19 protein-coding genes are annotated in these 20,950 nt (G+C 66.5%); 12 read left to right on the plus strand and 7 right to left on the minus strand.

The window, feature by feature from the left end:
• Position 1: 1 nt before the first annotated feature.
• Entirely contained in the window at positions 2-1,588 is a 1,587-nt protein-coding gene (locus E1956_RS02445; RefSeq protein ID WP_232071228.1) for an ATP-binding protein, read from the minus strand.
• 117 nt (positions 1,589-1,705) lie between these two features.
• Between E1956_RS02445 and E1956_RS02450 the strand changes: the two genes are divergently transcribed.
• Entirely contained in the window at positions 1,706-3,373 is a 1,668-nt protein-coding gene (locus tag E1956_RS02450; protein WP_134747097.1) for a tetratricopeptide repeat protein, read from the plus strand.
• A 6-nt stretch (positions 3,374-3,379) separates the two neighbouring features.
• Here the strand turns inward: E1956_RS02450 and E1956_RS02455 are convergent, their stop codons facing one another.
• Positions 3,380-3,610, minus strand: a complete 231-nt coding sequence (locus E1956_RS02455; protein WP_134747099.1) for a cysteine-rich CWC family protein — start codon at positions 3,608-3,610, stop codon at positions 3,380-3,382.
• A gap of 361 nt (positions 3,611-3,971) precedes the next feature.
• Here E1956_RS02455 and argB point away from each other — a divergent pair, with 361 nt between their 5' ends.
• The 8 genes from argB (at position 3,972) to E1956_RS02495 (ending at position 12,283) form a co-directional block, all read left to right on the plus strand.
• A complete protein-coding gene (gene argB / locus E1956_RS02460; protein WP_134747101.1) occupies positions 3,972-4,871 on the plus strand; it encodes an acetylglutamate kinase in 900 nt (299 codons plus the stop codon).
• A gap of 93 nt (positions 4,872-4,964) precedes the next feature.
• A complete protein-coding gene (locus E1956_RS02465; RefSeq protein WP_232071230.1) occupies positions 4,965-5,861 on the plus strand; it encodes a pyrimidine 5'-nucleotidase in 897 nt (298 codons plus the stop codon).
• 145 nt (positions 5,862-6,006) lie between these two features.
• Positions 6,007-6,693, plus strand: a complete 687-nt coding sequence (slmA, locus tag E1956_RS02470) for a nucleoid occlusion factor SlmA (protein WP_028217251.1) — start codon at positions 6,007-6,009, stop codon at positions 6,691-6,693.
• Between the two features lie 152 nt (positions 6,694-6,845).
• Complete coding sequence (locus E1956_RS02475; protein ID WP_134747103.1) at positions 6,846-7,427, plus strand: HdeD family acid-resistance protein; 582 nt, start codon at positions 6,846-6,848, stop codon at positions 7,425-7,427.
• 273 nt (positions 7,428-7,700) lie between these two features.
• Entirely contained in the window at positions 7,701-8,846 is a 1,146-nt protein-coding gene (gene metX, locus E1956_RS02480; protein ID WP_134747105.1) for a homoserine O-succinyltransferase MetX, read from the plus strand.
• Positions 8,843-9,451: a methionine biosynthesis protein MetW gene (metW, locus tag E1956_RS02485; protein WP_134747107.1), complete on the plus strand. Its 609-nt coding sequence runs from the start codon at positions 8,843-8,845 to the stop codon at positions 9,449-9,451. The genes metX and metW overlap by 4 nt, the downstream gene beginning before the upstream one ends.
• 94 nt (positions 9,452-9,545) lie before the next feature.
• Positions 9,546-10,991 carry an AmpG family muropeptide MFS transporter gene (locus tag E1956_RS02490; protein ID WP_134747109.1) on the plus strand — a complete coding sequence of 482 codons (1,446 nt, stop codon included), beginning with the start codon at positions 9,546-9,548 and terminating at the stop codon, positions 10,989-10,991.
• Between the two features lie 173 nt (positions 10,992-11,164).
• Complete coding sequence (locus E1956_RS02495; protein ID WP_134747111.1) at positions 11,165-12,283, plus strand: M48 family metallopeptidase; 1,119 nt, start codon at positions 11,165-11,167, stop codon at positions 12,281-12,283.
• Positions 12,284-12,306: 23 nt separating this feature from the next.
• Here E1956_RS02495 and E1956_RS02500 read toward each other — a convergent pair whose 3' ends face one another.
• The 5 genes from E1956_RS02500 to gatC all read right to left on the minus strand — a co-directional run bounded on the left by E1956_RS02500 (position 12,307) and on the right by gatC (position 17,679).
• The gene (locus E1956_RS02500; protein WP_134747113.1) at positions 12,307-13,089 is read right to left on the minus strand and encodes an exodeoxyribonuclease III; all 783 of its coding nucleotides are present in this window, start codon (positions 13,087-13,089) and stop codon (positions 12,307-12,309) included.
• A gap of 63 nt (positions 13,090-13,152) precedes the next feature.
• On the minus strand, positions 13,153-13,989 hold the full coding sequence (locus E1956_RS02505) for a PPK2 family polyphosphate kinase (RefSeq protein WP_134747115.1): 837 nt from the start codon (positions 13,987-13,989) through the stop codon (positions 13,153-13,155).
• A gap of 251 nt (positions 13,990-14,240) precedes the next feature.
• Positions 14,241-15,716 carry an Asp-tRNA(Asn)/Glu-tRNA(Gln) amidotransferase subunit GatB gene (gene gatB, locus E1956_RS02510; protein ID WP_134747117.1) on the minus strand — a complete coding sequence of 492 codons (1,476 nt, stop codon included), beginning with the start codon at positions 15,714-15,716 and terminating at the stop codon, positions 14,241-14,243.
• 3 nt (positions 15,717-15,719) lie between these two features.
• Entirely contained in the window at positions 15,720-17,210 is a 1,491-nt protein-coding gene (gene gatA / locus E1956_RS02515) for an Asp-tRNA(Asn)/Glu-tRNA(Gln) amidotransferase subunit GatA (protein ID WP_134747119.1), read from the minus strand.
• Between the two features lie 169 nt (positions 17,211-17,379).
• Positions 17,380-17,679, minus strand: coding sequence for an Asp-tRNA(Asn)/Glu-tRNA(Gln) amidotransferase subunit GatC (gene gatC, locus E1956_RS02520; RefSeq protein WP_028217261.1), 300 nt, complete (start codon positions 17,677-17,679; stop codon positions 17,380-17,382).
• 381 nt (positions 17,680-18,060) lie between these two features.
• On the opposite strand from gatC, the gene E1956_RS02525 reads away from it, so the two are divergent.
• The 3 genes from E1956_RS02525 (at position 18,061) to mreD (ending at position 20,865) form a co-directional block, all read left to right on the plus strand.
• Complete coding sequence (locus E1956_RS02525) at positions 18,061-19,104, plus strand: rod shape-determining protein (RefSeq protein ID WP_004189550.1); 1,044 nt, start codon at positions 18,061-18,063, stop codon at positions 19,102-19,104.
• Positions 19,105-19,273: 169 nt separating this feature from the next.
• A complete protein-coding gene (gene mreC, locus E1956_RS02530; RefSeq protein WP_134747121.1) occupies positions 19,274-20,353 on the plus strand; it encodes a rod shape-determining protein MreC in 1,080 nt (359 codons plus the stop codon).
• Positions 20,353-20,865 carry a rod shape-determining protein MreD gene (mreD, locus tag E1956_RS02535; RefSeq protein ID WP_134747122.1) on the plus strand — a complete coding sequence of 171 codons (513 nt, stop codon included), beginning with the start codon at positions 20,353-20,355 and terminating at the stop codon, positions 20,863-20,865. The genes mreC and mreD overlap by 1 nt, the downstream gene beginning before the upstream one ends.
• The last annotated feature ends 85 nt before the right edge of the window (positions 20,866-20,950 follow it).

Here is a 20,950-nt window from a genome sequence, read left to right on the forward strand (position 1 = left end):
ATCAGCCGGCGTCGGGCCGGCCTGGCCCTTCGCCTCGTCCAATGTCCGAACTCTGGGCCGCGGCGCCGCCGCGCGCCGCCCCGCTCGACTGAGCCGCCGGGATCGCTCCGCCCACCCGAGCCTCGGCCTCCGTCTTCACCGGCACGTGCAGCACCGCACGCGTGCCGCGCGACTTGCGTGCGCGCGCGCCGGAGGTTGCTGCACCCGTGACTGGGGGCTCCCGCGTGCCTGCGTAGGACGCCCCAGCGCCAGACGCCATGGCGCCACCGGAGGTGGCAACGTCCCCGGCAGCAGCGCCCGGCGCAGCGGCTCCCGGCGCGCCGGCGCTCACCGCAGCGGCGCCCGATGCAGAAGCACCCGACCCAGCGGCGCCCGACCCGGCGGCGCCCGACGAAATATCGGCGAGATCGATCGAGCCGCCCAGCCGCGCCGCAGACGAAAACGCGAGATACAAGCCCACCCCGTGACCGCCCTGCGTGCTTTCCACGGGTGCCGCGCCCAGCGACGCGCGTAGCGACGCCGGGATACCCGGCCCCGCATCGCAGACTTCGAAATCGATATAGCCCGCGCGCGAGGCCGGATACGCACGCAGCGTCACGAAATCGCGGCTCGCGCGCGCGGCGTTGTCGAGCAGGATCGTGAGGATCTGGCCGACCGCCACGGCATCCTCGATGTACAGGTCCGAAGGCGCATTGCCAGGCAGTTCGAACTTCACGTGCGGATGGCGCAAGCGCCATTGCTCGACGAATGGCCCGAGCCATTCGCTCACGGCCTGGAGGCTGCCTGTGGACGACGCGCGGCTGCGCAGCCGCGCGAGCGCCGACGTGCACAGCGTGATCTGCTGGTCGAGCAGTTCGAGGTCGGCGCCATACGGCGCGAGGCCTTTGTCGGTGCGCGCGATGTCACGCAACTCCTCGGTGAGCATGGCGATGCTCGAGAGCGGCGTGCCGATCTCGTGCGCGACGGTGGCCGCCTGCACCCCGAGCGCGACCGCGCGCTCGTCGCGCAGGAGGCGCTGCTGCGCGTCGGCGAGCGCGGCTTCGCGCTGGCGCAGCGCGCGCGACATGCGCGCGACGAACCACACGATGAGCGCCACGCTCACCATGAAGTTCACCCACATGCCCGCACGGTAGTAATCGAAGAGATTCGCGGGATTGTCGAGATTGAGCGGGAAGTTGTCGAAGCCGAGCAGTACGTAACAAGCGACGGCAAACGACGCGAGCCACGCGGTGAGATACCACGGCAGCACCGCGGCCGCGATGGCGAGCGACGGCAGATAAAGCGAGACGAACGGATTGGTCGTGCCGCCCGAGAGGAACAGCAGCGCGGAGAGCGCGCCGAGGTCGACCCAGATCTGGCCGAACAATTCGAGATTGGATTCGGGACGGTCTTGCGTGACGCGCAGCCAGGTGACGCCGTTGAACGCCACTTCCATGGCGATCACGAACAACATGGCAGGCAGCGGCAACTGCACGCCGAAAAAGAATTGCACGAAGGCGATCGTGCAGAGCTGGCCAATAATGGCGAGACTGCGCAGCCAGAACAAATGGCTGAGATTGACGCGAGCACTGACGGTTATGCGATGCATGGTGTCAGTTTACCTGTTCGGACTCGTCTGATTCATTATCTTGAAAAGGTTTGCTTCAATCTAAGTCATCCACCTTCTACATGAGAAACAGCGTATTCCGGCAAGGCAGAAGACACGATGCAGACTCCGCTTTCTGACACGCTTGCGCGTACGCGTGAGCTATTCCTCGATTTCGTCGACGCCGCAACGAGTGACGCAACCGGCACCAGCGATGCGGCAGCCCACGAGCTGCTCGCCAGGACACGCGCCTCGCTGCGAGGCTTGCACGACGATGCACTCATGCTCATCGCAGCACGCGCTCAAGATCCTGGACTGGCCAGCGAGGCCATACGCCTGAGCGCCGCGATCGCGAGACTCGAGCCGCAGCGCGCCGCTGCATGGTTCGCCGCGGGTCTCGCACTGCAGTTCGCCAATCGCCACGCCGACGCGATAGAACCTTACCGCCGCGCACTCGCAATCGAGCGAACGTTTCCAAATCTGCGTAACAATCTTGCCGGCGCATTGATACAGATCAAATCAGATAGCAGTGAAGTCCTCGCGCTGCTCGAAGAGACGGTCGCGATGGAGCCCAACAATGCCAATGCCTGGATCAACCTCGGCCGGGTGCTGCCCACCGACACCAACGTGATGCGCCCGCTCGAGGCGAGTCGCCGCGCGCTCGCACTCGCTCCGCATAGCGCGCTGGCCGCGAACAACTACGCGATGGCGTGCAGGGAAGCCCAGCAATGGGACGAAGCCGAGCGGGCCGCTCGCAGCGCATGCCAGTATGCGCCGAACGACGCATCGATACGCTTGAACCTGTCGATGATCCAGCTCATGCGCGGCAACTTCGCCGAAGGCTGGCGCGGACACGAAGCGCGCTGGCAGGGGGCAAGCGAGCTGGCCGCGGGCCGCCCGGTCTTTCCCAGGCCCGAATGGCGAGGCGAGCCGCTGGCCGGCCGCACGCTGCTCGTGTGGGGCGAACAAGGCAAGGGCGACCTGCTGCAGTTCTGCCGCTATGTGCCGATGCTCGCCGAGCGCGTACATCGCGAAGGCGGCCGGCTCGTCTGGAATTCGTTCCCGCAAATGGGCGCGCTGCTCTCGCGCAGCCTCGGCAACCATTGCGATCTGTACTGCGCGGGCGGCGGCGTCGAGGCGTTGCCGGCCTACGACTGCGAAGTGTCGCTGCTGAGCCTGCCACTGATCTTTGGCACGCGCGAGGAGACGATCCCCGGCCCGGTGCGCTATCTCGCGCCGGAGCCCGCTGCGGCGGCGCGCTGGCGCGAGCGGCTCGCGGGCGAGCGGCGCCTGAAGGTCGGGCTCGCCTGGACGGGCAGCCTCACCCACAAGCGCAATCCGTTCCGGCGCGTCGGGCTCGAGCGCTTTGCGGCGCACTTCGCGGCGCATTTCGCTGGTATCGCCGACGTGGCGTTCTATTCACTGCAACCGGATGCGCAGGCCGACGTCGAGGCCGCGCGCGCGGCCGGCTTCGAGATCGCGGACTTCAGCGCCGAATGGCACACCTTCGACGACACCGCCGCGTTCGTCGACGCGCTCGATCTCGTGATCTCGGTCTGCACGTCGAGCGCGCATCTGGCGGGCGCGCTCGGCCAGCGCACGTGGGTGCTGCTGGACGTGAATCCGCATTGGGTCTGGGAACTGGAGCGGCGCGACAGCCCCTGGTATCCGCATACGACGCTGTATAGGCAGAAACGGTTCCGGGAGTGGGCGCCGGTGCTCGACGACGTGAGCGCCGACCTGCGCAAGCTCGCCGCCGAACATCGGGCGGCGCGGGCGGCGCAATAACTCAGCTCAGCGGCTCTCGCCGGTGTTGTGCGGCGCAGCACCCGCGGCGACGGCGGCGGCAAGGCACTCGGGGCACAGGCAGCGCCCGCGCGGGTCGAGCTGGCTCGCCGGCACGGCGGGCAGCGACTTGCACCAGCATTCGAACGGCTCGGTGTGCCTGCCGCAGTCGAAGGCATTGCCACAACGCGGGCAACGTGCGCGCTTGATGGCGTGGGCGGGGCTTGCGGGGGCGGTCATGGCGGCGCGCTCCTGGCGAGGCCGGATTCAGCGATGGGAAAATAATGCCACAGGACGGCGCAGGCGCCCGCAGTTCACCGGCCGTTCGCCCGCAGTTCGCCCGCAGTTCGCCCATCGTTCACCCGGCGCTCACCCAGCGGAGGGTTTGAGCGGAAATAGCGCATGATCGCCTGGAATTCGCCTCCATTGTGCACAGCGACGCGCTCGGGCAACACCCCGTTGCGCGCTCGCCCACCCACCCTCTCGAAAACCCTGCTGCACCGCGCCAGTCCTGTACAATTCGGCCTGTTTCAGCCGCGCTTTCGCGAGCGCGCCTGGTTCCGCCGTTTTTCATCCTGTTCTCCTGTCCAGTCCCGCCGCCATGTCCGAGCCCATCGACCTCTCGCAGATCGCGCCCACCCTGAAAGCCGAAATCCTGGCCGAAGCGCTGCCCTATATCCGCCAGTACCACGGCAAGACCGTCGTCATCAAGTACGGCGGCAACGCCATGACCGAAGAGCGGCTCAAGCAGGGCTTCGCTCGCGACGTCATCCTGCTCAAGCTCGTGGGCATCAATCCGGTCATCGTGCACGGCGGCGGCCCGCAGATCGACACGGCGCTCAAGAAGATCGGCAAGCAAGGCACGTTCATCCAGGGCATGCGCGTCACGGATGAAGAGACCATGGAAGTCGTCGAGTGGGTGCTCGGCGGCGAGGTACAGCAGGACATCGTCACGCTCATCAATCACTTCGGCGGCCACGCGGTCGGCCTGACCGGCAAGGACGGCGGCCTGATCCACGCGCGCAAGCTGATGATGCCGGACCGCGACAACCCGGGTCAGTACATCGACATCGGCCAAGTGGGCGAAGTCGAGGCGATCAACCCGGCCGTCGTGAAGGCGCTCCAGGACGACGCGTTCATTCCGGTGATCTCGCCGATCGGCTTCGGCGAAGACGGTCTCTCGTACAACATCAACGCGGACCTCGTCGCGGGCAAGCTCGCGGTCGTGCTCAACGCCGAGAAGCTCGTGATGATGACGAACATCCCCGGCGTGATGGACAAGGCGGGCAACCTGCTCACCGACCTTTCCGCACGCGAGATCGACGCCCTCTTCGAGGACGGCACGATCTCGGGCGGCATGCTGCCGAAGATCGCGTCGGCGCTCGACGCGGCCAAGAGCGGCGTGCGCTCCGTGCACATCATCGACGGCCGCATCGAGCACTCGGTGCTGCTCGAAATCCTGACCGAGCAGCCGTTCGGCACGATGATCCGCTCGCACTAAAATCCAGACTGGGTGCGCCTGCCCGCCGGTGGCCCGCGCGGCCACCCGGGCCTCGCCTGCGGCGTGCAGGCTCGCGCTTCGCCTGCTTTTCGCATGATGAACGTCTCACGCCCGCCTCGCCGCCGGCCGCAACACGCCCGGCGCACCTTGCTAGCCGCGCCGGCGCCGCGTCCCGCGCGTGGGACGGGCTATGACAGCCCCGGCGATTTCGGCTTGGGCTACGGCGGCCCCACCGATCGCGGCCCGAGCTATGGCGCCCCCAGCGATCGTGCCCCGGGCTACGGCGCCCCCACCTCACGCGGCCCCGTCTGGCTCTTCGACCTCGACAACACGTTGCACGGCGCCTCGCGCGCGATCTTCCCGGCCATCAACCGCGGCATGACGCAGTACATCGTCGACGCGCTCGGCGTGAGCCTCGACGTCGCGAACCATCTGCGCACGAGCTACACGCACCGCTACGGCGCGGCGCTGCTGGGCCTCACGCGCCATCACCGGATCGACGCGCACGATTTCCTCAAGGTCGTGCACACCTTCGACGACCTGCACGCGATGCTGCACGCCGAGCGCGGCCTCGCGCGCACGCTCGCGGCGCTGCCCGGCCGCAAGATCGTGCTGACCAACGGCCCCACGGACTACGCGCACGCGGTGCTCGCGGCGCTCGGCATCGAGCGGCAGTTCGAGCGCGTCGTGGCCATCGAGCACATGCGCACGCGCGAGCGCTGGCGCGCCAAGCCCGATTCCGCGATGCTGCGCAAGACGCTGCGCGATGTGGGCGTCGCGTTCGCCGACGCGATCCTCGTCGAGGACACGCGCGGGCATCTGAAGCGCTACCGGCGCCTCGGCATCCGCACGGTCTGGATCACGGGGCATCTGCCTACGCGCATGGCGCGCAATGGGCGCCCTCACTATGTCGATCATTGCGTTCGTTCGCTAAAATCGCTGACGCGCGGCCTGCGAAGCGGCGCATTGCGCAGCCGATCACGCGCTTGAGCGTCTGCGCGCATAAAAGCAACGAGAAAACCGCAAAGCAACAGCGAATCCGGAGCCGCAGCACCTCCGGAGCGACAATAAACGGCAAGACTCAAGCGGCCGGGCGGGATTGCAGCCCGCCAGCCGGACTCAGGGGGCGACATTCATGCAGCCGACCGAAACGCGTGACCCAGTCGTAGCAACCGCAGCAGCCGAATCGCCAGACGCCGCACCGCGCCGCAGCAGCCGTCCGAAGCCGGGCGAGCGCCGCGTGCACATCCTCCAGACGCTCGCTTCGATGCTCGAAACGCCGCGTGGGGAAAAAATCACCACGGCCGCGCTGGCCGCGCGCCTGGGCGTCTCCGAGGCCGCGCTCTATCGCCATTTCGCGAGCAAGGCGCAGATGTATGAAGGCCTCATCGACTTCATCGAGCAGACGCTTTTCCAGCTCATCAACCAGATCGTCGCGAAGGAGCCGAGCGGCGCGTTGCAGGCCCGCGCGATCGCCTTGATGCTGATTCAGTTCTCGGCGAAAAACGCCGGCATGACGCGCGTGCTGACCTGCGAAGCGCTGGTGGGCGAGCACGAGCGCCTCGCCGAGCGCGTGAACCAGATGCTCGACCGCATCGAGGCCACCTTGCGCCAGTGCCTGCGCGTGAGCCTTGCCGAGCAGGCGCAGGCCGAGGGCGGCACGGCCGGCGGCCGTTTATCGAAAAACGGTTACGATCCCGCTGTCCGCGCCAATTTGCTCGTGCGCTATGTGATCGGCTGCTGGCACCGCTACGCCCAAAGCGGGTTCAAGCGCTCGCCCAGCGAGCACGCCGACGAGCAGATTCGCGTGATTCTTCAATAGCGCGGCCGCGCCAAAAGCGCCTGGGTCGCGCGTCTCGCCCCCTACGCAGGCTACGGTGGGCGCCGCGTTAAGTCGCGGCGCTGCCGACACCCTCGCATGGGCACGCACCCGGGCGTTAAAGCGCCACGTGCGGTCAAAAGGAGAAACTACGCATGAGCCGTCCCATTGCCCCCGCAGCCCTGCCGATTCTCGCCGGCCTCTCCGCCCATTGGGGGTGGCTGCTCGCGCGCGGCGTCGCCGCCATCGTGTTCGGCGTGCTCGCCTATGCCTTGCCCGGCCTCACCGTGCTCACGCTCGCCATCGTCTGGGGCGCCTACGCGATCGTCGACGGCGCCTTCGCGCTGCTCTACGGCGCGCGCGGCGGCAGCACGCGGCGCTGGTCGTATGTCGTCGTCGGGTTGATCGGCGTCTTTGCGGGGCTCGTGGCGTTCTTCTGGCCCGGCGAGACGGCCATCGTCCTCGTGATGATCATCGGCTTCTGGGCGCTTGCCATCGGCGTCTTCGAGATCATCTATGCGATCCAGTACCGGCACGCCATCGCGCATCCGTGGGCGGTCGGCCTCTCGGGGCTGCTCTCCGCCGCGGTGGGCTTTTTCATCGTCATGTTCCCGGGCGCGGGCGCGCTCTCGCTCATCTGGGTGATCGCCACCTACGCGGTGCTGTACGGCATCTTGATGATCGTCGCGGCATTCCAGTTGCGGCGCTGGCGCAACGCGCATGCACTCGGCGCCTGAGCCGCGCCCGGCGCACATGGGCGGGCCGGCGCCGCAGCGCCGGTTCGTCCGCCGCATTGCGCACGGCGTTTTCCGTTATACTTTGCGTTCGTTGTGCATCACCCACGCGCCGATTTGCTGACTCGATTGCGGGCGCGTGAACTCTTGGCCTGTCACTGACTACGCCCGGAGTTCGATATAAATGCGGCTAAAGAGGTCGTCAGCTGCGCCACTCCTTTCGCACTCCGCGCCCGCCGACACCGTTTAGCCGCCCAAAAAACCCAGGCGGAACGAATGGAATCGATCGGCATCGTCGCCCCTCAAACACTGCATTTCGACGAACCCCTGCAACTGCAGAACGGCACGGCGCTCGCCGGGTACGACCTCGTGGTCGAGACCTACGGCACGCTCAACGCCGCGCGCAGCAACGCGGTGCTCGTCTGTCATGCGCTCAACGCGTCGCATCACGTCGCGGGCATCTACGCGGACAACCCGAAAGACGTCGGCTGGTGGGACAACATGGTCGGCCCGGGCAAGCCGCTCGACACCAACCGCTTCTTCGTGATCGGCGTGAACAATCTGGGCTCGTGCTTCGGCTCGACCGGCCCGATGAGCATCGACCCCGCCACGGGCAAGCCATGGGGCGCGCGCTTTCCGGTGGTGACGGTGGAAGACTGGGTGGACGCCCAGGCGCGCGTGGCCGACCGCTTCGGCATCGAGAAGTTTGCCGCCGTGATGGGCGGCAGCCTCGGCGGCATGCAGGCGCTCGCATGGAGCCTGCGCTATCCCGACCGGCTCGGCCATTGCATCGTGGTGGCCTCCACGCCCAAGCTCTCGGCGCAAAACATTGCGTTCAACGAAGTAGCGCGCTCGTCGATCCTCTCGGACCCCGACTTCCACGGCGGCGACTACTACGCGCACAACGTGAAGCCCAAGCGCGGGCTGCGCGTGGCGCGCATGATCGGCCACATCACCTATCTCTCCGATGACGACATGGCCGAAAAATTCGGCCGCGCGCTGCGCCGCGCCGAGGGCGCCGTGAACGAGTACAACTTCAACTTCGACGTGGAGTTCGAAGTGGAGTCGTATCTGCGCTATCAGGGCGACAAGTTCGCCGATTACTTCGACGCCAATACCTATCTGCTCATCACGCGCGCGCTCGACTACTTCGATCCCGCGAAGGACTACGACGGCGATCTCACGCGCGCGCTCGCGCATACGAAGGCGAAGTACCTCGTGGCGAGCTTCAGCACCGACTGGCGTTTCGCGCCGGCGCGCTCGCGCGAGCTGGTGAAGGCGCTGCTCGACCACAAGCGTCAGGTGACCTACGCCGAGATCGACGCGCCGCACGGCCACGACGCCTTCCTGCTCGACGACGCGCGCTATCACAACGTCATGCGCGCCTATTACGAACGCATTGCCAACGAGGTGGGCGCATGAACCAGAGCGCTTTCGACAGTCTTTCCGCCCGTCCCGACTTTCGCACCATCGCGCGCTGGGTCGAGCCGCGCGCCACCGTGCTCGACCTCGGCTGCGGCGACGGCGCCTTGCTCTCGCTGCTCTCCGAAGAGCTCGAATGCACGGGCTACGGCATCGAGCTCAACGACGCGGGCGTGCTCGCCTCGGTGGGCAACGGCATCAACGTGATCCAGCAGAATCTCGAGGACGGCCTGCGCCTCTTCGAAGACGGCAGCTTCGACTTCGCGATCCTCTCGCAGACGCTGCAGACCATCCACCAGACCGCCGCGATCCTGCGCGAGACGGCGCGCGTGGGCAAGCAGTGCATTGTCTCGTTTCCGAACTTCGGCTACTGGCCGCACCGCCTTTCGGTGCTGCGCGGCCGCATGCCGGTTTCGAAGTCGCTGCCTTACCAGTGGCACAACACGCCGAACGTGCGCGTGCTCACGGTGAAGGACTTCGAGGCGCTCGCGCCCGAGGTCGGCATCGAAATTCTCGACCGCGCCGTGCTGCACGGGGGCCAGACGGTTCGATGGGGCGTGAACTGGCGTGGTAGTCTTGCGGTCTATCGCGTGAAGAAACGGTGACGCCGGCAGCGGCGTCGCGCATCTTTCACAGATTACAGACCTGGAAACCACGCGGGTCACCGCGCCGCCGCCCTCCGCCGACACACCGGACGACATGCAGAATCCGCCCCAAGAGGCCACGACTCAACCCTCCCAGGCGTCCACAGCATCCGAGACGCCGCTAGCGTCTCATAACCTGGACGCACACGAAGAACACCCCGGCTGGCGCGCGTATCTGAACACGCACATGCTGATCTGCGTGTTTCTCGGCTTCACCTCGGGGCTGCCGCTCTTCACGCTCGTCTATCTCGTGCAGGCGTGGCTGCGCTCCGAAGGCGTCAATCTCAAGGAAATCGGCCTCTTCGCGCTGATCCAGTTTCCCTATACGTGGAAGTTCGTCTGGGCGCCGCTCATGGACCGCTACGTGCCGCGCCTGCCGGGCTGGCGCCCCGGGCGCAGGCGCGGCTGGATGCTCGTCACGCAGATTCTCGTGGCGGGCGCGATCGCCACGCTCGGCTTCGTCTCGCCCAAGGATTCGATCTGGACCGTGGCCGCGCTCACCGCGCTCGTGGCGTTCTTCGGCGCGAGCCAGGACATCTCCATCGATGCCTACCGGCGCGAGTTGCTCAAGGACACCGAGCAGGGCCTCGGCAACGCGGTGCACGTGAACGCGTACAAGATCGCGGCGCTCGTGCCGGGCTCGCTCGCGCTGATTCTCTCCGACCATCTGCCGTGGAGCACCGTGTTCGTCGTGACGGCGGCCTTCATGATGCCCGGCATGATCATGTCGCTCGTGGTGCGCGAGCCCGAAGTGCACGGCGCGCCGCCGAAGAACCTGGGCCAAGCCATCGTGCAGCCCTTCGCCGAATTCGTGAAGCGCGACGGTCTCGGCGCGGCGCTCTTCGTGCTTGCCTTCATCTTCCTGTACAAGCTCGGCGACACGATGGCCACGACGCTTTCGACGTCGTTCTTCCTCGATATCGGCTACTCGCGCACGGAGATCGGCGTGATCGCCAAGATGACCGCGTTCGGCGCGAGCCTGGCCGGCGGCATCATCGGCGGCGTGGCGCTCGTGAAGATCGGCATCGGGCGCGGCCTGTGGATCTTCGGCTTCCTGCAGATGGTCTCGACGCTCGGCTTCGCCTGGCTCGCGCAGCTCGGTCCCGGCTCGCCCTCGCTCGCGCTCATCTATGACGCCGTCGTGGCGGTGAGCCATGGCGTCGCGCACCTTGCCGGCGCGGTCGGCCTGAACGCGCAGCTAGCGCTGGATCCGCGCGCCGCCGCGCTCGCGCTCGTCTACGGCCTCGAGACCTTCGCGACCGGCCTCACGCTCGCCGCATTCACCGCGTATATCGCCAGCACGACCGATCCGCGCTATACCGCCACTCAATTCGCGCTGTTCACGAGCCTCGCCTCGGTGCCGCGCACGCTCGCGTCCGCGGCAAGCGGCTATGTGGTCGCGAAAATCGGCTGGTTCGATTACTTCGTCGTCTGCACGGTGCTCGCCGTACCGGGTATGCTCCTGCTCATTCGAATCGCCCCGTGGAGAATCCGGTCGTGAAGTCCCCCCAGCATGCCGTGCCCGTCCACCGCCCGACGCCTGGCCGTCCGGGACGCAGGGACGCGCGCCGAACGGCGGATCAGGGACGGGGCGACGCACGGGCGGAAGCGGGCGGCAACGCACGGGCAAAAGCAGCTGGCAACGCGCGCGGCGCGCGGTCGTCGGCGCTACGGATGCGGACGGCTTGGCGCACGCTCGCGCTGGCGCTCGCCGCGGCGCTACCCGTCTGGGGCTCGCTCCATGCCGATTTCGTGGGCGCCGCCGAGAATGGCGCCGCTAATGCTCCCAACAGCGCTCCCACCAACGCCCCGACTAGCGCGCCCACCGGCGCGGCCGGCAGCACAACGGCCAACCCGGCCCCCGCGCCTGCCCCACTCGCCAGCGCAGCGGAAACGGCTGCTGCAGCCGCCGCCGCTTCGGGCGCCAACGCGCAAAGCGCGCCGGGCAGCAACGCCTCCGCCGCCAGCGGCCCGAACACGGGCCGCGTCGTGCGTTTCGGCAACATCGTCGCGTTTCGCAACCTGATTCCCTCGCCGATGCTCGAGGCGCAGGCCGCCGCCGAGTACAACGAGATCGTGCGCGGCGCGGCGCACTCGAAACTGCTCTACCCCGATTCCGATCCGCACGTGCAGCGCGTGCGCCAGTTCGTCGACCGGCTCGCGCCCTACGCGCTCAAGTGGGGCGACCGCGTGAAGCTCTGGAAGTGGGAAGTGGCGGTGATCCGCTCGCCGGACATCCGCATGTATTGCCTGCCGGGCGGCAAGATCGTGGTGTACGGCGGCCTGCTCGATCGCGTGAAGCTCAACGACAACGAGCTCGGCATGCTGCTTGGCCATGAGATCGCGCATGCGGTGCGCGAGCATGTGCGTGAGCGGCTGGGCGAGCAGCAAGCCGCGCAGATCGAGGCGGGCGTGGTGCCGCAGCTGTTCGGGCTCGCCGATCTCGGCATGTTCCCGCTCGGCATTGGCTCGCGCCTCGTGGAGATGCACTATGGCCGCGACGACGAAACCGAGGCCGACGTGATCGGCAGCGACATCGCCGCGCGCGCGGGCTTCGATCCGCGCGCGGCGCTCACGCTCTGGGACAAGCTCGCGGTGGCCACACGCGCCGACCGCGACCAGGGCTTCATCTACGTGCACCCGTACACGCCCGCACGGCGCGCGGACATCGCCAAGCGCCTCGCCGACATGATGCCGCTCTACGCCAAGGCGATCGGCAAGCCGCTGGCCAGTTTGCCCGACTATCAGGGCATTCCGGCCATTCAAAAGCGCAAGGTGGTGCTGGCGCCCTAACGTGCCTGGGTGCCTGGGCGCGCTCAGCGCTTCTTGATCTTGTAGTCGTAGTCGATGGTCAGCGGCGCGTGGTCGCTGAACTTGATGTCCTTGAAGATGGACGTGTTCTTGGCCGTGGCCGCGATGCCGGGCGTCGCGATCTCGTAGTCGATGCGCCACCCCACGTTCTTCGCGTAGGCCTGGCCGCGGTTGCTCCACCACGTGTACTGCTCGGGGCGCTGATCGAGCTTGCGAAACACGTCCACATAGCCCACATCGTCGAAGAGCTTCGTGAGCCACGCGCGCTCTTCGGGCAGGCAGCCGGAGTTCTTCTGGTTGCCCTTCCAGTTCTTGATGTCGATTTCCTTGTGGACGATGTTGACGTCGCCGCAGAGGATCACTTCGCGCTCGCGCTTGAGTTCCTCCAGATGCGGCAGGAACGCGTCCATGAAGCGGTACTTCGCCTCCTGGCGCTCCTCGCCGCTCGAGCCCGAGGGCACGTACACCGAGATCACCGAGAGCTTGCCGAAGCGCGTCTCGACGTAACGGCCTTCCGCGTCGAACTCCTCGCTGCCAAAGCCGATGATCACGTCGTCGGGCTCGTGGCGCGTGTAGACGCCCGCGCCGCTATAGCCCTTCTTCACGGCGTGCTGGAAATAGCCCTTGAAATCGTGCGGCGCCATGAATTCGGGCGTCATGTCGTCCTGCGAGCACTTGATTTCCTGCACGCAGAGCACGTCGGCGTTTTGCTCGCCGAACCATTCGAAGAAGCCCTTCTTCGCCGCGGAGCGGATGCCATTGAGGTTCGCGGTGATCACACGCAGCATGTCTTCATTCCTTTTGATTTGCGCGGGTTGGGGGTAGCGCGCGAGGCGCGCCTGACTCGAACTTCAGTCGATCTTGACGCCATTGAGCTCGGGCTTGGCGGGCGGATATTCGAGCTTGAGTCCTTCCATCAGGCGCAGCAGCAGCTCGGCCACCATCACGTTGCGATGCGTCTTCGAGTCGGCGGGGACCACGAACCAGGGCGCAACCTCCGTGGAAGTGGCCGCGAGCGCGTCGCGATACGCCGCCTGGTAGGCGTCCCAGTGCTTGCGCGCCTCGAGGTCGGAAAGATCGAATTTCCAGTGCTTGGTGGGGTCGTCGATGCGCGACTGGAGGCGGCGGCGCTGCTCGTCTTTCGAGATGTGCAGCCAGCACTTGATGATGGTTGTGCCGTTCTCGGCGAGCATCGACTCGAAGTCGCGAATCTGCCGGTAGCGGCGCTCGCACTCCGCCTTGTCGATCTGCTCCGTGACGCGCGGCACCAGCACGTCTTCGTAGTGGCTGCGGTTGAAAATGGCCAGCTCGCCGGCGCCCGGCACCTGCATATGCACGCGCCAGAGGAAATCGTGCGCCGCCTCGATGGGCGTGGGCGCGCGAAACGGCACGATGCGCAGGCCGAGCGGATCGACCTCGTGGAACACGCCGCGGATGGTGCCGTCCTTGCCGCTCGTGTCCATGCCCTGGAGCACCAGCAGCACGCGATGGTGGCTCTGCGCGTGCAGGCGCTCCTGCAGCACGTCGAGCTTGTCGCCGATTTCCGTGAGGCGCTCGCGGTCGCCGTCCTTGCTGCCGGTCGAGAACGGCTTCGCAGCCGGGTCGATCGCCTCGGGGGAGAAATCGTTCGCCTTCTTGTCGCCGAAATACGGCACGCGGAAATCGTCGAGACTCGGGGACTTTGCCATGCGTTGGACTCCTGTCGACCAGAGTTAGCGCTTTAGCTGTCGGCAGGAGTTAGTGCTTCAGCACTTACTCCTGCCCCATGCAAAGCTCTTACTCTGGTCCCATACAAGGTTCGTGGTTCGTGCTTGCCGCTTGCGGTACCGACACGCGCGTCGCTGCCGCCGCACCCAAAAACAAAGCGGCGTCGCACACATGGCGCGCCGCCGCCCTGGCGCGCGAACAGCCTTGAGCCGCCCGCTTCATCACAAGACTATCAGCCCAGCTTCTTTTTCAGCAGCTCATTGACCTGCTGCGGGTTGGCCTTGCCCTTGGTGGCTTTCATGGCCTGGCCGATCAGCGCGTTGAACGCCTTTTCCTTGCCGGCGCGGAACTCCTCGACCGACTTCGGGTTCGCCGCGAGCACCTCGTCGATGATCGCTTCGAGCGCGCCGGTGTCCGAAATCTGCTTGAGGCCCTTCGCTTCGATGATGCGGTCCACCGCACCTTCGTCGGCCGCCTTCTCGTCCCACATCGCCTGGAACACTTCCTTGGCGATCTTGTTCGAGATCGTGCCGTCGGCGATGCGCTGGATCAGCAGCGCGAACTGCGCGGCCGACACCGGCGAGGCGTCGATATCGAGGCCTTCGCGGTTCAACTGCGAGGACACTTCGCCCATCAGCCAGTTCGCGGCAGCCTTTGCCTGCGCGGCACCCGTCTTCGCGACGACCGCTTCGAAGTACGCCGCCATCGCCTTGCTCGACGTGAGCACGTTCGCATCGTACGGCGTCACGCCGTACTGCTCGACGAAGCGCGTCTGCATCGTCGCGGGCAGTTCGGGCATCTCGCCCTTCACGCGCGCGATCCACGCCGCGTCGATCACGAGCGGCATGAGGTCCGGGTCCGGGAAATAGCGGTAATCGTGCGCGTCTTCCTTGCTGCGCATCGAGCGCGTCTCGCGCTTGTCCGGGTCGTACAGGCGCGTTTCCTGCACGACGGTGCCGCCGTCTTCGATCAGCTCGATCTGGCGGCGCACTTCGTACTGGATCGCCTCTTCGAGGAAGCGGAACGAGTTCAGGTTCTTGATCTCGGCGCGCGTGCCGAATTCCTTCTGGCCGACCGGGCGCACCGAAACGTTCGCGTCACAGCGGAACGAGCCTTCCTGCATGTTGCCGTCGCAAATGCCGAGCCAGACGACGAGCGTGTGCAGCGACTTTGCATACGCAACGGCTTCCGCCGCGCTGCGCATTTCAGGTTCCGTGACAATTTCGAGCAGCGGCGTGCCGGCACGGTTCAGGTCGATGCCGGTCATGCCCGCGAAGTCTTCGTGCAGCGACTTGCCCGCGTCTTCTTCGAGGTGCGCGCGCGTGAGATTGATGGTCTTCTCGTACGCGTCCTTGCCGGCCTTCTCATTGGCCGGCACCTGGATCGTGATCTGCCCGCCCTGCACGACCGGAATCTCGTACTGGCTGATCTGATAGCCCTTCGGCAGATCCGGATAGAAGTAATTCTTGCGCGCGAAGATGCTGCGCGGCGCGACCGTGGCGTCGATCGCGAGACCGAAGCGGATCGCGCGCTCGACGGCGCCGCGGTTCATCACCGGCAGCACGCCCGGCAACGCGAGATCGACGGGGCAGGCCTGCGTGTTGGGCGCTGCACCGAACTGCGTCGAGGCGCCCGAGAAGATCTTCGACGCCGTCGACAGCTGCGCGTGCGTCTCGAGACCGATAACGACTTCCCATTGCGTAGTCATGCTTTACACCCCTGCCGGCGCCTTGCGATGCCAGTCGGTCGCGCGCTGGAAAGCGTCGGCGACCTGCAGCATGCGGGCCTCGTTGAAATAGTTGCCGACGATCTGCAGACCGACGGGCCGCTGCGCGTTCGCGCCCGCGCCGAAGCCGCACGGCACGCTCATGCCGGGCAGGCCCGCGAGGCTCGTGGAGAGCGTGTAGATGTCCGCGAGATACATCTGCAGCGGATCGTCGCCCTTCGCGCCGATGTCCCAGGCCACGCTCGGCGCGACCGGTCCCATGATGACGTCGCACTGCTTGAACGCTTCCTGGAAGTCCTGCGCGATGATGCGGCGGATCTTCTGCGCCTGCAGGTAGTAGGCGTCGTAGTAGCCGTGCGAGAGCACGTAGGCGCCCACGAGAATGCGGCGCTTCACCTCGGGGCCGAAGCCCTCGGCGCGTGACTTCTTGTACATGTCGAGCAGGTCGGTGTACTCGGCCGCGCGATGGCCGTAGCGCACGCCGTCGAAGCGCGAGAGGTTCGACGAGGCTTCCGCCGGCGCGATCACGTAGTAGACGGGGATCGAAAGCTCGGTCTTCGGCAGCGTGACTTCCACCAGCGTGGCGCCGAGCGATTCGTAGACCTTCAGGGCGGCGTCGATGGCGGCGCGCACGTCGTCGGCGAGGCCCGCGCCGAAGTATTCCTTCGGCAAGCCGATGCGCAGGCCCGCGAGCGGCTTGTCAGCGGTGGCGCTCGCGCTCCACGTCTGACCCAGGTGGCGCGCATAGTCTTCATCGTCGCGCGTGAGGCTCGTGGAGTCGCGCTCGTCGAAGCCCGCCATCGCGTTCAGGAGCAGCGCGCAGTCGGCGGCGCTTTGCGCCATCGGGCCGCCCTGGTCGAGCGACGAGGCGAACGCGATCATGCCGTAGCGCGAGACGCGACCGTAGGTGGGCTTGATGCCGGTGATGCCCGAGAACGAGGCGGGCTGACGGATCGAGCCGCCCGTGTCGGTGCCGGTCGCGGCGGGCGCGAGGCGCGCGGCCACGGCCGCGGCCGAGCCGCCCGACGAGCCGCCCGGCACCGCCTGCTTGTCCCACGGGTTCTTCACGGCGCCGAAGTGCGAGTTCTCGTTGGACGAGCCCATCGCGAATTCGTCCATGTTGGTCTTGCCGAGGCAGACCATGCCCGCGCGTTCGAGGCGCGCCACGACGGTGGCGTCGAACGGGCTCACATAGTTCGCGAGCATCTTCGAGCCGGCAGTCGAGCGCCAGCCGCGCGTGACGAACACGTCCTTGTGCGCGAGCGGGATGCCAGCGAGCGGGCCCGCGTTGCCGCTCGCGAGGAGCGCGTCGGCGGCCTTGGCCTGCGCGAGCGTCAATTCGGGATTGACGTCGACGAAGGCGTTCAAATCTTGATGCGCCTCAATCCGACCCAAATAATGCTGGGCCAGTTCGACGGCGGAGCATGCCTTCGCGGCCAGTGCGGCGCGCAGTTCGGTCAAGCTTTTGTCATGCATTGCGTGATTCCTGGAAGAACGTAACGGCGCGCCCACCACATCGTGCGCCGCCGGGAGCGCCTCGCGCGCGATTGCGGGCCGCGCCGCGCCGGATTCGGGTTTCCGCATTCCGGAAGTTAAGGTTATCTAACTCGAACTTCATCGAAAATGACGGGAAATGCGTGCGTGTTTACTCAATTACGCGCGGCACGAGGTAAAGTCCGTCCTGTACCGCGGGCGCGGGACGCTGAAAGGCGTCGCGGTCCACGGTTTCGGTCACCGCGTCCTCGCGCAGTCGCAGCGCGACGTCTTCGATCTGCTCGATCGGATGCGCGAGCGGCGCGATGCCCGTGGTGTCCACGGCCTGCATCTGCTCGACGAGCCCGAAGAAGTTATTCAGGCGCTCGAGCGTATTGCCGGCTTCGGCTTCGGCCAGTTCGAGGCGCGCGAGATGCGCGATGCGCTTCACATCGGTCAGGGTCAGGGCCATGCGGTCACCGGAAAAAATTGAGGCTGGGGCAGCGCGGAAAAAACGGTGCTGCAACAGCGATTTATCGCTCCGGATCCGGGGATGGAGGAAAGCCTCGACGAAGTCAAAAACTGCCATCCGGATCCTGCAAAACAGGCAAAATTATAAGGTATCATTACGCGTTCGACTCAAACCCGGACCGCCTTGCGCCCGCCTTTCACCCCTGATCGCAGCAATGTGCGCTCAGATGGCACTCAGCGTGGCCGACTCCGGTAACCATTCCCGCAGTTTCAGGCTCCTCGCGGCGGCGCTTTCCGCCCGTCCTGAGGCTGTTATTTTTTCCGCTGCCGCCCCGTGACCCGCTCGTCCCATGGTCGGCCACCAGCGAGACAGGATTTTTGAATGTTCGGTTTTCTTCGTAGCTATTTCTCCAACGATCTCGCGATCGACCTCGGCACCGCCAACACCCTGATCTACATGCGCGGCAAGGGCATCGTCCTCGACGAACCCTCGGTCGTCTCCATCCGCCAGGAAGGCGGCCCGAACGGCAAGAAGACGATCCAGGCAGTCGGCAAGGAAGCCAAGCAGATGCTCGGCAAGGTGCCGGGCAACATCGAAGCCATCCGCCCGATGAAGGACGGCGTGATCGCCGACTTCACCGTGACGGAACAGATGATCAAGCAGTTCATCAAGACTGCACACGAATCGCGCATGTTCTCGCCGTCGCCGCGCATCATCATCTGCGTGCCGTGCGGCTCCACCCAGGTCGAGCGCCGCGCGATCAAGGAAGCCGCGCACGGCGCCGGCGCCTCGCAGGTCTATCTGATCGAAGAACCCATGGCCGCCGCCATCGGCGCGGGCCTGCCGGTCTCGGAAGCCACCGGCTCGATGGTCGTCGACATCGGCGGCGGCACGACCGAAGTGGGCGTGATCTCGCTCGGCGGCATCGTCTACAAGGGCTCGGTGCGCGTGGGCGGCGACAAGTTCGACGAGGCCATCGTCAACTACATCCGCCGCAACTACGGCATGCTGATCGGCGAGCAAACCGCCGAAGCCATCAAGAAGGAAATCGGCTCGGCGTTCCCCGGCTCCGAAGTCAAGGAAATGGAAGTCAAGGGCCGCAACCTCTCGGAAGGCATTCCGCGCAGCTTCACCATTTCCAGCAACGAAATCCTCGAAGCGCTCACCGACCCACTGAACCAGATCGTCTCGTCGGTGAAGATCGCCCTCGAGCAAACCCCGCCGGAACTGGGCGCCGACATCGCCGAGCGCGGCATGATGCTCACGGGCGGCGGCGCGCTGCTGCGCGACCTCGACCGCCTGCTGGCCGAAGAAACCGGCCTGCCGGTGCTGGTGGCCGAAGATCCGCTCACCTGCGTCGTGCGCGGTTCGGGCATGGCGCTCGAGCGCATGGACAAGCTCGGCAGCATCTTCTCGTACGAGTAAGTGCACCGTGCCGCGCTGCGCGCAAGGGCAACGCAATTGACGCACACTTGGCGGCGGCGGCACGCCCGCTGCCGCACGGTCCGCAATGCGGCGCCCATCCCGGCGCCGCTGTTGCATTTCACGTTTCATCGTTAGTTTCACCGAACCGCATACGCGCCCGGCGCCGACCATGGAATACAGTCCGCCGCCTCTATTCAAGCAAGGCCCTTCGGCACTCGCACGGCTCATCTTCTTCGTCGTTCTGTCGCTCGCGCTGCTCGTCTCCGACGCCCGCTTCAAGACGCTCGAAGTCGTGCGCGGCGTGCTAGGCGCAGGTCTCTATCCGCTGCAACGCGCCGCCCTCGTGCCGCGCGACCTCTTCATGGGCGCAGCCGACCTCGCCGTCACGAGCGCCTCGTTGCGCCAGGACAACGCAAAACTGCACGCGCGCAACCTCCAGCTCTCGCAGCAAGCCAATGAGGCCGCCTCGCTCGCGGCCGAAAACGCGCATCTGCGCTCGCTGCTGCAACTTTCGCAACGCATCGGCGCGCAGACCACGCCCGCCGAGATCCAGTACGACACGCGCGACCCGTTCACGCAGAAGGTCGTGATCGGCGGCGGCTCGCAACAAGGCGTGCAGAACGGCTCGCCTGTGCTGAGCGAAGACGGCGTGATCGGCCAGGTCACGCGCGTGTTCCCGATGCAGTCCGAAGTCACGCTCGTGACCGACAAGGACCAGGCCGTACCGGTCGAGATCGTGCGCACCGGGCTGCGCAGCGTGATCTACGGCACGCCAAAGGGCGACTTGCTCGATCTGCGCTTCGTGCCGATCAGCGCCGACGTGCAAGTTGGCGACGAGCTCGTGACGAGCGGCCTCGACGGTATTTATCCGCAAGGGCTGCCGGTCGCGAAGGTGCTGCGCATCGACAAGCAGGCCGACACGGCGTTCGCACGCGTGATCTGCGTGCCGCTCGCGGCGGTGCGCGGTGCGCGCGAGGTGCTGGTGCTGCATTTCGTGGCGCAAGTGCCGCCGAATCCGGTCGAGGCTGCCGAAGCCGCTTCCGCCGCTGCGGCCGCCGACGCCAAGGACGCGAAGAAGAAAAAGCCCGCCAAGGCTGCGGCTGCGGACAAGAAGGCCGACGACAAATCGAAGTCTGCCGCTGCCAAGCCGGCTGCGAACGCGCCGGCCAATGCCGCAGCGAAGGCCCCGGCCAACACCGCGGCGAAGGCCCCGGCCGCCGCGCCCGCCAAGCCGCAGGGGGGCCACTGATGACGCGTCCGCAATACATCCTGCAGCCGGTCAATCCGTATTTCATCGCGTTCAGCCTCGCGGCAGCGTTTTTGCTGAACCTGCTGCCGTGGGGCAAGCTGCCGGGCATTCCGGACTTCGTCGCGCTCGTGCTGCTGTTCTGGAACATCCATCAGCCGCGCAAGGTCGGCATGGGCATCGCGTTCTGCCTCGGCCTCCTGATGGACGTGCACAACGCCAACCTGCTCGGCGAGCACGCGCTCGCCTACACGATGCTCTCGTATGGCGCGATCACGATTCACCGCCGCGTGCTGTGGATGTCGCTCGGCGTGCAGATGTTCGCCGTCACGCCGATGCTCGTCGGCGCGCAGGTCGTGCCGTTCGTGGTTCGCCTGTTGATGGGCGCGCCGTTCCCCGGCTGGGGCTATCTGGTCAGCGGCTTCGTGGAAGCCGTGCTCTGGCCGATCACCAGCATTGTGCTGCTGCTGCCGCAGCGCCGCCCCGTCGACCCCGACGACACCCGGCCCATCTGAGCGGCCGCGCGCCGCTCACCGTTGAAAGACGCAACCGATGACCCTCCCTTTCTACCGGCCCGCCGCAGCGCCTGAGCGAGGCGCG

This window comes from Paraburkholderia pallida (assembly GCF_004524855.1).
Lineage (GTDB): Bacteria > Pseudomonadota > Gammaproteobacteria > Burkholderiales > Burkholderiaceae > Paraburkholderia > Paraburkholderia oxyphila.

Coding starts and splice junctions, on each gene's coding strand:
- mreC (WP_134747121.1), top strand. CDS start 19,274: ATGGAATACAGTCCGCCGCCTCTATTCAAGCAAGGCCCTTCGGCACTC.
- E1956_RS02475 (WP_134747103.1), top strand. CDS start 6,846: ATGAGCCGTCCCATTGCCCCCGCAGCCCTGCCGATTCTCGCCGGCCTC.
- E1956_RS02500 (WP_134747113.1), bottom strand. CDS start 13,089: ATGCTGCGTGTGATCACCGCGAACCTCAATGGCATCCGCTCCGCGGCG.
- mreD (WP_134747122.1), top strand. CDS start 20,353: ATGACGCGTCCGCAATACATCCTGCAGCCGGTCAATCCGTATTTCATC.
- E1956_RS02450 (WP_134747097.1), top strand. CDS start 1,706: ATGCAGACTCCGCTTTCTGACACGCTTGCGCGTACGCGTGAGCTATTC.
- E1956_RS02505 (WP_134747115.1), bottom strand. CDS start 13,989: ATGGCAAAGTCCCCGAGTCTCGACGATTTCCGCGTGCCGTATTTCGGC.
- argB (WP_134747101.1), top strand. CDS start 3,972: ATGTCCGAGCCCATCGACCTCTCGCAGATCGCGCCCACCCTGAAAGCC.
- gatB (WP_134747117.1), bottom strand. CDS start 15,716: ATGACTACGCAATGGGAAGTCGTTATCGGTCTCGAGACGCACGCGCAG.
- E1956_RS02455 (WP_134747099.1), bottom strand. CDS start 3,610: ATGACCGCCCCCGCAAGCCCCGCCCACGCCATCAAGCGCGCACGTTGC.
- gatC (WP_028217261.1), bottom strand. CDS start 17,679: ATGGCCCTGACCCTGACCGATGTGAAGCGCATCGCGCATCTCGCGCGC.
- E1956_RS02445 (WP_232071228.1), bottom strand. CDS start 1,588: ATGCATCGCATAACCGTCAGTGCTCGCGTCAATCTCAGCCATTTGTTC.
- gatA (WP_134747119.1), bottom strand. CDS start 17,210: ATGCATGACAAAAGCTTGACCGAACTGCGCGCCGCACTGGCCGCGAAG.
- metX (WP_134747105.1), top strand. CDS start 7,701: ATGGAATCGATCGGCATCGTCGCCCCTCAAACACTGCATTTCGACGAA.
- metW (WP_134747107.1), top strand. CDS start 8,843: ATGAACCAGAGCGCTTTCGACAGTCTTTCCGCCCGTCCCGACTTTCGC.
- E1956_RS02465 (WP_232071230.1), top strand. CDS start 4,965: ATGATGAACGTCTCACGCCCGCCTCGCCGCCGGCCGCAACACGCCCGG.
- slmA (WP_028217251.1), top strand. CDS start 6,007: ATGCAGCCGACCGAAACGCGTGACCCAGTCGTAGCAACCGCAGCAGCC.
- E1956_RS02525 (WP_004189550.1), top strand. CDS start 18,061: ATGTTCGGTTTTCTTCGTAGCTATTTCTCCAACGATCTCGCGATCGAC.
- E1956_RS02490 (WP_134747109.1), top strand. CDS start 9,546: ATGCAGAATCCGCCCCAAGAGGCCACGACTCAACCCTCCCAGGCGTCC.
- E1956_RS02495 (WP_134747111.1), top strand. CDS start 11,165: ATGCGGACGGCTTGGCGCACGCTCGCGCTGGCGCTCGCCGCGGCGCTA.